The 12,768-nt window shown below is 69.5% G+C and carries 14 protein-coding genes and 1 pseudogene; 3 read left to right on the top strand and 12 right to left on the bottom strand.

The window, feature by feature from the left end:
• Positions 1–14: 14 nt before the first annotated feature.
• The 3 genes from ACZ4XX_RS27290 to ACZ4XX_RS27300 all read right to left on the bottom strand — a co-directional run bounded on the left by ACZ4XX_RS27290 (position 15) and on the right by ACZ4XX_RS27300 (position 2,875).
• Complete coding sequence (locus ACZ4XX_RS27290) at positions 15–1,526, bottom strand: DEAD/DEAH box helicase (protein ID WP_468510510.1); 1,512 nt, start codon at positions 1,524–1,526, stop codon at positions 15–17.
• A gap of 254 nt (positions 1,527–1,780) precedes the next feature.
• Complete coding sequence (locus ACZ4XX_RS27295) at positions 1,781–1,984, bottom strand: cold-shock protein (protein ID WP_351210659.1); 204 nt, start codon at positions 1,982–1,984, stop codon at positions 1,781–1,783.
• A gap of 558 nt (positions 1,985–2,542) precedes the next feature.
• Entirely contained in the window at positions 2,543–2,875 is a 333-nt protein-coding gene (locus ACZ4XX_RS27300; RefSeq protein ID WP_468510511.1) for a hypothetical protein, read from the bottom strand.
• A 231-nt stretch (positions 2,876–3,106) separates the two neighbouring features.
• Between ACZ4XX_RS27300 and ACZ4XX_RS27305 the strand changes: the two genes are divergently transcribed.
• Complete coding sequence (locus tag ACZ4XX_RS27305) at positions 3,107–4,252, top strand: SMI1/KNR4 family protein (RefSeq protein ID WP_468510512.1); 1,146 nt, start codon at positions 3,107–3,109, stop codon at positions 4,250–4,252.
• Between the two features lie 73 nt (positions 4,253–4,325).
• On the opposite strand, the pseudogene ACZ4XX_RS27310 reads toward ACZ4XX_RS27305, so the two are convergent.
• Together ACZ4XX_RS27310 and ACZ4XX_RS27315 are read right to left on the bottom strand one after the other, a co-directional pair.
• Positions 4,326–4,759, bottom strand: a pseudogene (locus ACZ4XX_RS27310) (transposase family protein); the annotation flags it as partial.
• Between the two features lie 80 nt (positions 4,760–4,839).
• Positions 4,840–5,565, bottom strand: a complete 726-nt coding sequence (locus ACZ4XX_RS27315; RefSeq protein ID WP_468510513.1) for a dienelactone hydrolase family protein — start codon at positions 5,563–5,565, stop codon at positions 4,840–4,842.
• 629 nt (positions 5,566–6,194) lie between these two features.
• On the opposite strand from ACZ4XX_RS27315, the gene ACZ4XX_RS27320 reads away from it, so the two are divergent.
• On the top strand, positions 6,195–6,956 hold the full coding sequence (locus ACZ4XX_RS27320) for a metallophosphoesterase family protein (RefSeq protein WP_468510514.1): 762 nt from the start codon (positions 6,195–6,197) through the stop codon (positions 6,954–6,956).
• Positions 6,957–7,159: 203 nt separating this feature from the next.
• Here the strand turns inward: ACZ4XX_RS27320 and ACZ4XX_RS27325 are convergent, their stop codons facing one another.
• From ACZ4XX_RS27325 to ACZ4XX_RS27335, 3 genes are all read right to left on the bottom strand, one after another.
• Positions 7,160–7,429, bottom strand: a complete 270-nt coding sequence (locus tag ACZ4XX_RS27325; protein WP_468510515.1) for a hypothetical protein — start codon at positions 7,427–7,429, stop codon at positions 7,160–7,162.
• A gap of 89 nt (positions 7,430–7,518) precedes the next feature.
• Positions 7,519–7,785 (bottom strand): DUF4235 domain-containing protein, encoded by a 267-nt coding sequence (locus tag ACZ4XX_RS27330; protein WP_468510516.1) that lies wholly within the window; start codon positions 7,783–7,785, stop codon positions 7,519–7,521.
• On the bottom strand, positions 7,785–8,246 hold the full coding sequence (locus ACZ4XX_RS27335; RefSeq protein WP_468510517.1) for a DUF3618 domain-containing protein: 462 nt from the start codon (positions 8,244–8,246) through the stop codon (positions 7,785–7,787). Before ACZ4XX_RS27335 ends, ACZ4XX_RS27330 begins: the two co-directional genes overlap by 1 nt.
• 451 nt (positions 8,247–8,697) lie before the next feature.
• Between ACZ4XX_RS27335 and ppk2 the strand changes: the two genes are divergently transcribed.
• Complete coding sequence (ppk2, locus tag ACZ4XX_RS27340; RefSeq protein WP_468510525.1) at positions 8,698–9,774, top strand: polyphosphate kinase 2; 1,077 nt, start codon at positions 8,698–8,700, stop codon at positions 9,772–9,774.
• Positions 9,775–9,904: 130 nt separating this feature from the next.
• Here ppk2 and ACZ4XX_RS27345 read toward each other — a convergent pair whose 3' ends face one another.
• The 4 genes from ACZ4XX_RS27345 to ACZ4XX_RS27360 all read right to left on the bottom strand — a co-directional run bounded on the left by ACZ4XX_RS27345 (position 9,905) and on the right by ACZ4XX_RS27360 (position 12,526).
• On the bottom strand, positions 9,905–10,219 hold the full coding sequence (locus ACZ4XX_RS27345; protein WP_468510518.1) for a hypothetical protein: 315 nt from the start codon (positions 10,217–10,219) through the stop codon (positions 9,905–9,907).
• Positions 10,220–10,405: 186 nt separating this feature from the next.
• Positions 10,406–10,594 carry a ferredoxin gene (locus tag ACZ4XX_RS27350; RefSeq protein ID WP_468510519.1) on the bottom strand — a complete coding sequence of 63 codons (189 nt, stop codon included), beginning with the start codon at positions 10,592–10,594 and terminating at the stop codon, positions 10,406–10,408.
• Positions 10,595–10,607: 13 nt separating this feature from the next.
• Positions 10,608–11,798, bottom strand: coding sequence for a cytochrome P450 (locus ACZ4XX_RS27355; protein WP_468510520.1), 1,191 nt, complete (start codon positions 11,796–11,798; stop codon positions 10,608–10,610).
• 299 nt (positions 11,799–12,097) lie between these two features.
• Complete coding sequence (locus tag ACZ4XX_RS27360) at positions 12,098–12,526, bottom strand: VOC family protein (RefSeq protein WP_468510521.1); 429 nt, start codon at positions 12,524–12,526, stop codon at positions 12,098–12,100.
• Positions 12,527–12,768 lie beyond the last annotated feature (242 nt).

A 12,768-nucleotide genomic window follows, 5' to 3' on the forward strand; every position in this document is an offset into this window, starting at 1 on the left:
GGGTTGCGGAGCGCTCAGGCCGCCGTCCCGGTGGCCGACCGCTCCGCGCCGACGCGCCGAACGTCCGAGCCCCGACCGCGTCGGCCACGGGAGGCCGCACCGCGCTTGCGCTGCTCGGCGGGCGGCGCGGTGATCGTCACGGGGATTCCGGTGGGGGTCCGCGCGCCGGTGATCCTGCGGAGCGCTTCCTCGCCGGAGCGGACCTGGGTGGTCCTGGGCACGATCCCGGCCGCCGCCATGAGGCGGGTCATGTCGCGGCGCTGGTTGGCGGTGACAAGGGTGACGACACTGCCTGATTCGCCGGCCCGCGCGGTACGGCCGCCGCGGTGCAGGTAGTCCTTGTGGTCGGTGGGCGGGTCCACGTTGACGACGAGGTCGAGATTGTCGACGTGGATACCGCGAGCAGCGACGTTCGTCGCGACCAGGGCGGTGATGTGACCCGTCTTGAACCGCGCGAGGGTGCGGGTGCGCTGCGGCTGCGACTTCCCGCCGTGCAGGGCGGCGGCCCGGACACCGCTGGCGAGGAGGTCCTCGGTGAGGCGGTCCACGGCGTGCTTGGTGTCCAGGAACATGATCACCCGGCCGTCGCGTGCCGCGATCTCGGCGGTCAGCCGGTGCTTGTCGGCGCCGTGCACGTGCAGGACGTGGTGTTCCATCGTGGTGACCGCACCCTGAGAGGGGTCGACGGAGTGGACGACGGGGTCGGTGAGGTAGCGGCGGACCAGGAGGTCGACGTTACGGTCCAGGGTCGCGGAGAACAGCATGCGCTGGCCCTCGGGGCGGACCTGGTTCAGGAGCGCGGTGACCTGTGGCATGAAGCCCATGTCGGTCATCTGGTCGGCCTCGTCGAGGACCGTGATCGCGACCTGGTCCAGGCGGCAGTCACCGCGCTCGATGAGGTCCTTGAGGCGGCCGGGGGTGGCCACGACGACCTCGGCTCCCCCGCGCAGCGTGCTCGCCTGCCTGCCGATCGGCATTCCGCCGACGACGGTGGCCAGGCGCAGCTTGGCGGCGCGGGCGTACGGAGCGAGGGCGTCGGTGACCTGCTGGGCGAGTTCCCTGGTGGGGACGAGGACCAGCGCCAGCGGCCGGCGCGGCTCGGCGCGCAGTCCGGCGGTGCGGGCCAGCAGGGCCAGGCCGAAGGCGAGGGTCTTGCCGGAGCCGGTCCGGCCGCGGCCGAGGACGTCACGGCCGGCCAGGGAGTTCGGCAGTGTCGCGCCCTGGATGGGGAAGGGGACGGAGACCCCCTGCGCGGTGAGCGCGGCGAGGAGGGCCTTCGGCATGTCGAGGTCACTGAATGCTTCGACGGGGGGCAGAGCCGGGTTGATGGTCTTCGGCAGGGCGAACTCACCCTGCACCGCGGCAGGCCGACGGCTGTGACCACCGGAACGGTTCGGGCCGCTCGAACGGTTCGGGGCGGACGAACCGAAGCGACTGCCCCGACCGGAACCGGAGGGGGAATCGTAGGGGTGGCCGCCGTTGCGGCGGCCTCGGGAAGAACGGTTGTCCGAGCGTGTGGGGTTCATTCAGAACCTTCCTTGATACGGCGCGTATCGAGGAATCCGGAAGCGAGTGAACAGCTTCGGGAATCACAGGCACGGGCCGAATGGAATGCGAAAGACAGGAGGCTTGACTCCGGAACCAGGAACTGCCGGTGCAAGCGCACGGGTGAACGATATGCGGAGGCGCGAGTACGCGCGCGGAGCCTTGGAAACGCACGTAGCTGGGGCCCGCACCCCGAGGGATGCGGGCCCCAGCTACGTCGTATTACGCGCAAGCGTCAGGCGGAAACGATGTTCTCGGCCGTCGGGCCCTTCTGACCCTGAGCGATGTCGAAGGTGACCTTCTGGCCCTCCTGCAGCTCGCGGAAGCCCTGGGCGGCGATGTTCGAGAAGTGGGCGAACACGTCAGGGCCGCCACCGTCCTGCTCGATGAAGCCGAAACCCTTTTCCGCATTGAACCACTTCACAGTGCCAGCAGCCATGTCTTGTCTCCTTAGGGCAGTACGCCGACATCCGTACCGTACGGACGTCGTGTCGCCGCGATGATGCCCTCCGGAAAAGACCGGAAATACAAAGCAATTCCGCACGGCGCATGACCGAGGGGAAGAGCCTGAAATTCTTGGGTACCAAAACTGCAACTGAGTTCGACAGTAGCACGTCACCACAGGCTGCGGGCGCCGAAGAATCTCCCCTGTGTGTCGCCGGGAAAAATCCTCTCCGCGATGGCCGCTAAAATCTGAGACCGCGAACACAGGTATTCGCCGACTCCGAATGAAGCATTCGGAATCCGGCCCTCGACCCGGCTGAGGTATCAGCGGGTCCCGGACTCCGGCCGACTCCGGCCGCGGGAGCGGGAGGTTTCGTGGCAGCCCCACGTGTCGGGCGGCGCGGCTGTCACCCCGCACGGTTGTCGCAGCCGAACCTCTCCGACTCGCTGCTGGTACCGGCCCGGCGCCGGTGGTGTTCAGCGGCGCTCGGCGAGGTCCTACCGCCGGGGTCCTCCGGCGCCGCCGGGGGCCTCGACCACGGGCAGCCGTGCTTCAGCGGTACTGCTCCGGAATCTCCCTCTCGTCCGAGCCGTCGGAGATGCACTCCATCCCCGGGTTCTCGACCTCGGCAACGACGATCCAGGGCTTGTACCCCTCCACCTCGCAGACCGCGTGCAGGCGCAGTTTCGCGTCCCAGTACCCGTCCACCCATTCTCCCGGGTCCTGGAACCAGCTCGGCGGCTCGGAGTTGTCCATCTGCCGGTACACGAAGTTGCCGCGCTCCAGGCTCCGGATAACGCTCTCGCGGCCGGGCGCGGCAACCCCATCGACACCAGGGCTGAAGCGGGCGGCACCCCAGACCACCGACGAGAGCTCCGTACGCATTGCTTCGTCGTAGTGCGGTCCGGCTGAGTGAGCTTCCTCGAGTTGGCCACCGATCGGGTGATTGCGCCTGAGCGCTTCAGCGTCGAGTGGCGGCTGCAGCGTCCGGTACCAGCAGCTTGGTGAGCCGGGACAAGGGTCCACACGAGCTTGCCGGCCTGAACGCCAACCCTGCGGCAAGGCCGGTGAGCGACGATCAAGCTGTTGTCAGCCGCTGGTTCTAAGGTCGGCGCTATGACATCAGACCTGGTCCAGGACTCATGGACTCGCATCGACGCGTGGCTGCGCGAGTACGCGCCCCGCACGTTCGCCACGCTTCGGCCACCTGCAGGCGTCGAGGAGATCGCAGCAGCGCAACAGGAACTGGGGGTCGCCTTTCCCCCGGACCTGGTCGCTTCACTCCTCCGGCACAACGGGGCGCTGGAGGGACCTGAGGCTTTCCGCTTCAGCACGGGCGACCGGCTGCTCGGAGTGAGCGGAATCCTCGGGGACACCGGGTTCATGCGCGGCATCGACCAGGGCCTCGACGGGGAGACCGAGTGCTACTGGCTTCACGATTACGTGAAGTTCGGTTCTTACGACGCAACGTCGGACGGTCTTCTGATGGATTGCCGTACCGGGCGGGACGCCTTCGGTGCGATCGGACGGTTCTTCGACGAGACAGGCACCAGTTTCGGGCAGGCCGACTCGCTGGGTGAGTATCTGGCCGAGCTGGCCGAAACGCTTGAGCGCGGCCAGGACGCCGGTGTCGTCACCTTCAACGGCCGGCTGTTCTGGGAGGGGCGTCCGCCTGTCAGGCCGCAGTACAGTGCCGCCGAGCCCCTTCCCGCACCGGATGAGCAGCTGCCAGAGCTGAACCTGTCCCACAGTCCCACCGACCTGCTCCACGTGAGCCACCTGGACGGGCATGAGGAACTCGGTGCGCTGATCTCAGTCCTGCCGTATGAGCAGGTGGTCGACGCCGCGCGGAGGCAGCTGCGCAGACTGGCGGTCGAAACGGGCCTGAACGACTACCCGGAGGTCAAGACGGCCCTGGACGCGTGGGAGCGCGGTGCGGCCCCGCCGCAGCCGGACCAGACCGGCCCGCTCGCCTTGCGGCTCCGCGCGGTGCTCGCACAGGCCGACACCGGCCGAGACCACACACGCAGGTGGGCCGCGGAGAAGATAGCCCTCGGGATCTGGGGGTCCCCGTACAGGTCCGTGTGCGAGAGCGCGGAGACCCGGAGTCACTTCACTCTCGACTGGCGTGCGGACCTGCATGCGGACCTGGGCAATCAGCCCCTGCCGCCGATACCTGACGACCGATTCTGGGGGGCGCTGCGCAACCCCGCCATCGACTCCAGTTGGTACGCGGCCCAGTACACCCAAGATCAGGAATGACCCCGGGGGTTTCGGTGCCGCGTGAGCGCTTCATGTGGCGGTTGTCGCCAGACGGAGCGCTCAATAGGGATCTTCAGCGCTGCCGCTCCAGCGTGAGGATGGCCTTGACGATTGGCGTCATGCGGTTGGGGCTGCACCGGGACCTGCGGAAGATCCGCCAGGACTTCAGGCTCGCGACACCGCGTTCAACGGGCGCTCGCGCTGCGGCCAGGGCCCGTTGGGGGTCTTCTCGGTGGGAGTGAGTTCCTGAAGTGGCTTGCGTTTGATGCCGGTCGTCAGCCACGGTCCTGCACCTAGGTAGGCGAGATCGGCCAGGATGGGAACGCCCTGGCGCTCGCAGATCCGGATGATCCGGTGGGTTCGGGCGGCGGTCAGGTCATGGGTGCGGCCGGGCAGGGCGGGCGAGAGCCACAGCAGCCGGCCGCCAGGGTCGGTGACGACCAGCACGTTCACGCCGTGGCGCCGGTGCTTGTGGGAGTAGTCGGCCCGGCCGTCGCCGACCCGGTCAGGCATCTCGATCAACAGCTCGGGACCTCGTTCGTTGCGCTTCACGACCATCACCCGATCGGCGGCCAACTCGAAGAAGCTCACTGTGTTATGGGTAGGCACTCGGCGAGCAGGTCGACGATGTCGCGCCATGCTCGCTGTGCGTGCCGCGGGTGGTAGCCGACACCGGGGGGCGCGGCATGGTCGACCGTTGGGTGGTGGAAGGCGTGCAAGGCTCCGCCGTAGACCGTGAGGCGCCAGTCGACGCCTGCGGACTGCATCTCGGCGGTGAATGCCTCCCGTTGGGCGGGCGCCATGATCGGGTCTTCCGAACCGACTCCGGCCCACACCGGGCAGCGAATGCGGGCCGCCTCGCCCGGTCGGCCCGTGGTCAGTGCATTGACTGTCCCGATCGCGCGCAGGTCGACGCCGTCCCGCCCGAGTTCCAACGCGATGGCGCCTCCGGTGCCGTAACCGATGGCCGCAACGCGGTCAAGGTCGGCTCGCGATTCGGCGCGCAACACATCAAGCGCCGCGTGGCCGATGCCCCGCATCCGGTCGGGATCGGCGAGCAGCGGCAGGCAACGGGCCAGCATCTCCTCGGGATCGCTCAGATAGCGCCCGCCGTGTATGTCGAAGGCCAGTGCCACGTACCCCAGCTCCGCCAGGGCCTCGGCCCGGCGGCGCTCGACGTGGCTGAGTCCCACCCCCTCGGGTCCGATCAGGACTGCGGGCCGGCGATCGGCACCGGCCGGGAGCGCGAGGTGCCCGGTCATCGTCAGGTGGTCGGCTGGATACTCCACTGCACGCGTGGTGACCGTCGTCATGCAACTGGACTGTAGTGACCGCCAAGTTCGCTCGGACGGTTGTTCACCGCTGGCGGACGTCGGTCCGTCTCGGCCGCGTCTCCGGGGCGCGTCCAATCGCCCTCGCCCGAATCCCATCAGATCCGAGGCTGATTGCTGACAGGGTTCGACGACAGACTGGGTCCGATCCTCCGCACCATAGGGCCCCTCGGCGGCGAGCCTGGTCTGCAGACCGGTCGCGACCGACCAGCAGTCCACCGCCCGGCAGAACCTCGTCCTGGACGAGGACGGGATCGAGGAACCGATCGTCTTCGAGGAGGAACCGGGCACCTCCAACCGTCTCCACCCCTTCCAGCGCCCGAAGCTCCGTGGACCGCTCACCCAGGCCGGCGCCTTCCTGGTCTGGCTCGCTGCCCGGCACGTCACGCTGGGGCCGCGCCTCCGCCGGCTCGTCTCCAGACACCGGCGCCCGTCATCGCCCAGGCACTGGGTGCCATCACGTCAAGAGCACCACCCGCATCGCCACCGAGGCCGGAGCCCTCTGGAAGGGCTACGCACCCCGCGACCACACACGCTGAACGGCCCCCCTTGAACTACGCGCCGGGCGAAAGGTCACACCGTTCGGCTGCCGTCGCCCCACGGTGGTGACCATGCTGAACCGAGTCGCCGTCCTGTCCGACATTCACGGAGTCCTGCCGGCCCTGGAGGCAGTACTCGCCGAACCAGACGTCAGCACCGCCGATCACATCGTGCTCACCGGCGACATCACCGCCGACCCGCAACCGACGCAAGTCCTCGACCTGCTGACCGGTCTCGGCGACCGCGTCATCTGGATCAGCGGCAACGCCGACCGCGAACTCCTCGAATACCGCCGGGGGCAACGCCAAACGATCCCCGATCCGATCGCCCCCTGGGCTGCCGAAGAGCTCCGCGAAGACCATCTCGACCTTCTCAGCTCGCTTCCACGATCACTCACCCTGTCCGTCAATGGTCTGGGAAAGGTGTTGTTCTGCCATGCCACTCCTCGCGACGACGAGGAGGTCGTCCTGGTCGACTCCCGCCTCGACCGCTGGGAGGAAGTCTTCAACGGACTCGATGCCGACATTCGTACTGTGGTCTGCGGCCACACCCACATGCCGTTCGTCCGCCTCGCCCACGGCCGACTCGTGATCAACCCCGGCAGCATCGGCATGCCCTACGGACGAACCGGAGCACACTGGGCCCTCCTGGGCCCCGGCGTCGAACTCCGCACCACGCACTTCGACCTCCAAGCCGCAGCCACCCAGCTCAGCCAGGACTCGTCCTACCCCGACATCACCGAATGGGCCGACTACTTCCTGAACGCTCGCGCGACCGACGCCGACGCCCTCACGGCCTTCGCCCCACGGGACGGACGCGACCACAGCCCGTGACATTCGCCCCACGGGCCGCCCGCTCACGCTTCCACAGGCCTGGCGGGTCAAATGGCGGGCTGCCCCACCCGACTCCCCGGCGCGGCCCGCGCCTGTACCCGGAGCCCGCCTTCAGAGGCGTACCACCCAGCCCGAAGCCGGCTCAGTGGCAGCTCCTCGGAGCCGGCCCGGTGCCCCAGGTGAGCGGAAGCCAGACGATGGCATCAGTCCACTGGCTCGTCGACGCCGGAGCTCTCGTGCTCCGCTTCCTCGGCGTCGCCCCGGCGTTCTGTTCCCGCCACGTCGGTCTCGGGCGCCTCGGAGTCGGGCCAGTCCGGTACGGGTATGGCCAGAGGATCCTCTCCGCGCTCCGCCTGCTGGTTCTGCGGGTCGCGCGGGAGTGGCTCGTCCACCTCGGCCGCCTCGGCCGCCTCATAGCGCGCATCCGGCTCATCGCGCCGGTCCGTCCGATCGGGCTCCTGCTGGATGTTCATACAGGCTCACCTTCCTCTGGTGACACGGGCACGGGCGCGGGCGGGTGCGGACGGGTGCCGCCGTCCGGCCTGACGGCGGCACCCGGGCATCAGCTGGGCCAGGTTCCGGTCAGGCGCCGGACCGAGGTGGCTCCGGCGCGGTCGACGGCGGCCTTGACGACGGCGAAGATCGCGCCTTGCAGGGCTGCCGCGAGCAGAATCTCTCGCCACGTGCGTTCCTCGTCCATCGCGCCCGGCGCATCGTCGTCGTGCCCGGCCCACTTCCACATCTGGTTGAAGGCGGCGCGGGCCAGCATGCCGCCGGCGAACCCGAACGCCAGACCTACCGGACGGTAGGCCAGTTTGGCGGTCTTCATCAGTGCCTCCGGCTCCGGCGTACGAGCAGGAGAACGCCGAGCACGGCGGCCCCCACAAGCAGCGGCGTCCGGTAGGCCCGCGCTGCGGCCGCCCCCTGACCGACCTTGTCGGCGACGACGTCCGGTGTCCGCTCGGTGGCGAGCTGCCCCGCCCGAGCAGCCGTGCTACGCAGCTGCGCGGCGGCGTGAGCCGCCTTGTCCACAGCCGGGTCGGGGGTCTTGTCCTTCGCGAGCTGGGCAGCGTGCTCCGCGGTCTCGCGGAGCTGACCCGTGATGCCGGCGGCCTTCGCGGCGGCCTGCGTCCGGAGATCAGCCGCCTTCTCCATGGCCTGGGTCTTCACGTCGGCCTTGGCGGCCATCGCGTCCACGGTCTGTCCGAGCTTCTCGCGGGTGTGCGCGACCATCTTGCGCAGTTCCTCGTGTGGCGGCGCGGATTCGTCGCCTCGGGACTGATGACTCATCGGTGTGCCCTCTCCTCGATCTCGCCCACATCGACCGTGATGCTGCCGATGGCTTGTTCTGGAGGACCCGGTCCGTCCACGGATTCGTCCGAACTTCGCGGTCCGGGAGGACGGCGTGCAAACAGCGCCTGTGCGCTACGTCCTCCCGTCCCCGTCCGGAATCACCGGCACGAGCCGGTCCCAGGGACGAACGGACCCGCCGCCCCGCGGCCTGATGCCCGAAGCCCCGGGGGCGAGTGCCGTTCGCTTACGCGCCTACCCCGTCACCGGCAGACCACCCGTCGACAACCGGCGCGCAGTCCGTCCCGGACTCAGCGCCGACAACGCCGGTGGTCGCACGAACGTCCTCCACTCCTCCTCCACTCCTGCCGCAGCGCCGTCGCTCACCGACGACCGGGTGGACTCGCGGCGGGGGCTCGACGAACACGGCCGACTCGACCGACGGTCCTTCATGATCGGGGAAGGATCACGTGGAGAACCCCGAGCCTGGCGACAGGGCCGGGACCCCAGCCGACGACACGACAATGAGGTGAATGGTGTGACGGGAAGCAGCGGCGCCGACGACCGGAACGCGGACCGGCCGGATCTGCTCAGTGGCCTCAGCGTGGACGACACCAACCCCGAGCAGCCCGTTCTTCTCAGCGCGGAGGGCGCCCCGATCCGTACCTGGCGGGAGAACTACCCCTACGACCGCAAGCTGCGGCGGGGCGAGTACGAGCGGACCAAGCGGATCCTGCAGATCGAGCTGCTGAAACTGCAGCGGTGGGCCAAGGACACCGGTGCACGGGTGGTCGTCGTGTGTGAGGGCCGCGACGCAGCCGGCAAGGGCGGCACCATCCAGCGGTTCACGGAGCGGCTGAATCCTCGGGGCGCCCGGATCGTCGCGCTGGACAGGCCGACGGAGCGGGAAGCCGGACAGTGGTACTTCCAGCGCTACGTCGCCCACCTCCCCGGCCCGGGCGAGATCGTCTTCTTCGACCGCTCCTGGTACAACCGGGCGGGTGTCGAGCGCGTCATGGGATTCTGCTCGGACGACGAGTACACGCTGTTCCTTCGCCAGTGCCCGGTGTTCGAGCGCATGCTGGTCGACGACGGCATCCACCTGGTGAAGTTCTGGTTCTCGGTGTCGCGATCCGAGCAGCGCACCCGGTTCGCGATCCGGCAGGTCGACCCGGTACGACAGTGGAAACTCTCCCCCACCGATCTCGCATCGCTGGACCGCTGGGACGACTACACCACCGCCAAGGTCGACATGTTCAGGGCGACGGACACCGTGCACGCTCCCTGGACGGTCGTCAAGAGCAACGACAAGCGCCGCGGGCGTCTGGAGGCCATGCGCAGCCTTCTCCGGCGCATCGACTACACGAGCAAGGACCCCCAGGCCGTAGGGGAACCCGACCCGCTCGTCGTGGGCGCCGCGGACACCCTCCTGGAGGCCGGCGAGGAGACCTCGACCCTCTCCCCCACGCCCTTGGCCCCGCGCCATCAGGGCCCGGGAGCCCACCCGGAGACGAACAGCGACACATAGGCGCTCGACCCCACCCCCGTAACCGACCCCACCCCCCTGACCGACCCCGCCCGCGTGACCGAGGTCGATCCGGTCGACAGGTCGATCCGGTCGATCCGGTCGATCCGGTCGATCCGGTCGATCCGGTCGATCAGTCAGATTCGCTTGCGATCTCCAGAGCCAGGGCCTGGAGGATCTGCTCGGTGGGCTCTCCGGACTCCGTCTGGTCGTACGCGTCGGCCACCGTCTCGAAGGCCAGGATGAACCCGCGGACCAGAGCACTGATCGGTCCCGTGAGCTGGGTCAGAACCGCCGCTCCGACCTCCACGGCATCGTCGGTGTCGGGTACCAGGAACCGCGTCGGAATGACGTCGCCGAGCAGGTCGGAGACGTAGTCCTGGGCGACTCCCCCGCGCAGGGCCGTGAGCGCCGCGATCGCCTTGAGCTGGATCTCACTCTCGGTCATAGGAAGAGCGTAGGCATTTCGGGCCGACATCGGCGCGGCCACGCCGATCGACGGAACGCGGTGCGGCCCGGCAGACGATGGCCGGCTTGTCCGTTCGCCTGGCCGGGCCGCGCCACTGCTTGGGCCGGGTGATGCGGCGGCCGGGTGATGAAGCGGCTGTTTGACGCAGCGTTCGACTGAGGCGGCCTACCCCTCGACGCTGATCGCCCGGACCGGACAGGCGCGGGCGGCCTCGCGGACCAGTGGGCCTCCTCCCCCTTCCCGGCCGGGAACCACCGTTCCGAACCCGTCGTCGTCCTGGGTGAAGAAGTCCGGGGAGGTCAGGGCGCACTGCCCGGCGCCGATACAGAGGTCCCCGTCGATGGAGATGCGCATCCGTGCGGTCCTTTCACCACGTGACGGGGAGCTCGAGCATCCCCTGGATCGTGTCGCCCGGCTTGAACGGGATCTCTTCGGCGGGGACGGCCAGCCGTAGCCCCGGGAGCCGGCGCAGCAGCGTCCCGAGTGCGATCTCCATCTCCGCGCGCGCCAGGTTCTGTCCCAGGCACTGGTGGATGCCGAACCCGAAGGCCAGGTGATGCCGTGCCGAGCGCGACCAGTCCAGGCTGTCGGGGTCGGCGTAGGCGGTGGCGTCCCTGTTGATGACGGAGGTCGAGAAGACCACGCCCTCGCCCGCGCGGATCACCGTGCCGTCGATCTCCACGTCCTCGCGCGCGACCCGCAGAAGCCCGTCCGCGATCGACAGGAACCGCAGCAGTTCCTCGACGGCCGCCGGTACGAGGCCGGGGTCGGCCTGGAGTTCGGCCAGCCGCTCGGGGTGGCGCAGCAGTGTGTACGTACCGAGGGAGATCATGTTCGCGGTGGTCTCGTGCCCCGCGATCAACAGGATCGTGGCGAGCTGTACCAGTTCCTCGCGGTCGGGCCCGCCGACCTCCGGCTGCCGCGCGACCAGGTCGTCGAGCACGCCCTCGCCGGGCTTGCGCCGTTTCCGTTCGATCAAGTCGCCCAGATAGCCTTCGAGCTGGGCGAGCGCGTCCTCGGCGTCCTCGCCCGTGGGTCCGCGGAGCAAGCGGGCAGACTGCTCCTCGAAGAAGTCGTGGTCCTCGTACGGTACGCCGAGCAGGTCGCAGATCACGATCGAGGGCACCGGCAGTGCGAACGCGCTCACCAGCTCGGCCGGCGGGCCCGCGGCCTCCATCGCGTCGAGGAGCCTGTCCACGGTCTCCTGGATGCGCGGGCGCAGCCGCTCGGCACGCTTGAGAGTGAAACTCGGGATCAGCATCCGGCGCTGGACGTTGTGCTCAGGGTCGTCCCAGCCGAGCAGCGCGGCGCGTCGGCGCCGACGCAGGGAAGAGGCCCGCTCGGTCGTGAGCGGGAAGTCGGTCCGGGTGGAGTCGGTGGACAGACGCGGGTCCGAGAGCAGCGCCCGGCCGGCCGAGTGTCCGCTGACGAGCCACACGGAGCGCCCGTCCCACAGGGTCACCCGCGACAGCGGGCGCTCCTCGCGCAACGGGTCGTAGGCGGTGGGCGGGTGGTAGGGGCAGGTCCGGTTCTGGGGGAACGCCACGGCTTCCGTCATGGGGGCCTCGCAAGGGGCGAATCGGTGGCTTCGAGATTGATGTCGTTCCCACTACATGCCTCAGGCACCTATCTGGTCTACGCGTAGTTCGGCCAATCCACCGGAACGGGGGCACCCGTTCGGCAGCAGCCCGGGAGGGTGTCGCCGGCGTACGCCGTGCTGAGTGCGACAGCCCTCGACACCATCGCTGGACGCAGGCCTTGTACGCAGGCGGAGGCCGAGTGCGCCGCTCGCCGACGGGGCGGCGCCACGGAGCCGATCCGGGCGGCGGCCTTGAACGACAGGCGTCGTTCAGAGGATCAGAAACGCTGCTGGGGCTGCCCGGAGTGGGCGGGGGACATCGTGGTCAGGACGAAGGCGTGACCGCCGGGGTCGGTGTAGCGGCGCACGTCCGTGCGCCGGTCGGTACGAGTTCCGTCGCGCTCGGCGGCGATGGGCCGAGCCCCGAGCGACACCGCCTCGCGCTCCGCCTCGTCAAGGGCCTCCGGGGCCACGAAGATCTGCAGATGAGCCTGCTGGGAGTCCTCGGGGCGAGGCCAACTCGGCGGCGCCTGACCGAGGTCACGGCGGATCCCGAGTACCACTCCGGCGTGACCGGAGACGAGGAGCAGATCGCGGTCGTCGACCGCGGGTTGCACGGTGGCGTCGAGCAGGGTCGCGTAGAAGCGCGCGAGGGGTTCCGGATCGGTGGAATCGAGGACGAGGACACTGGTCTTGGCGACAGACATGCATTCCGTCTGCCCCGCGGGTCCGCGGCCATGCCCCGTCCCAGTCCAGAAAGCCGCGACTCGTTCCCGACTGGCGACGGATCCGACTCGGGTCGCTGGTCGTGAACGGCCGTGGGGGGGGGGGGGGGGGGGGGGGGGGGGGGGGGGGGGGGGGGGGGGGGGGGGGGGGGGGGGGGGGGGGGGGGGGGGTGGGGAGGGGGGGGGGGGGACGTCCACCTAGCGAGGAGATAGCCCGCCTCCTT

It is taken from the genome of Streptomyces sp. NPDC029956 (assembly GCF_055574655.1).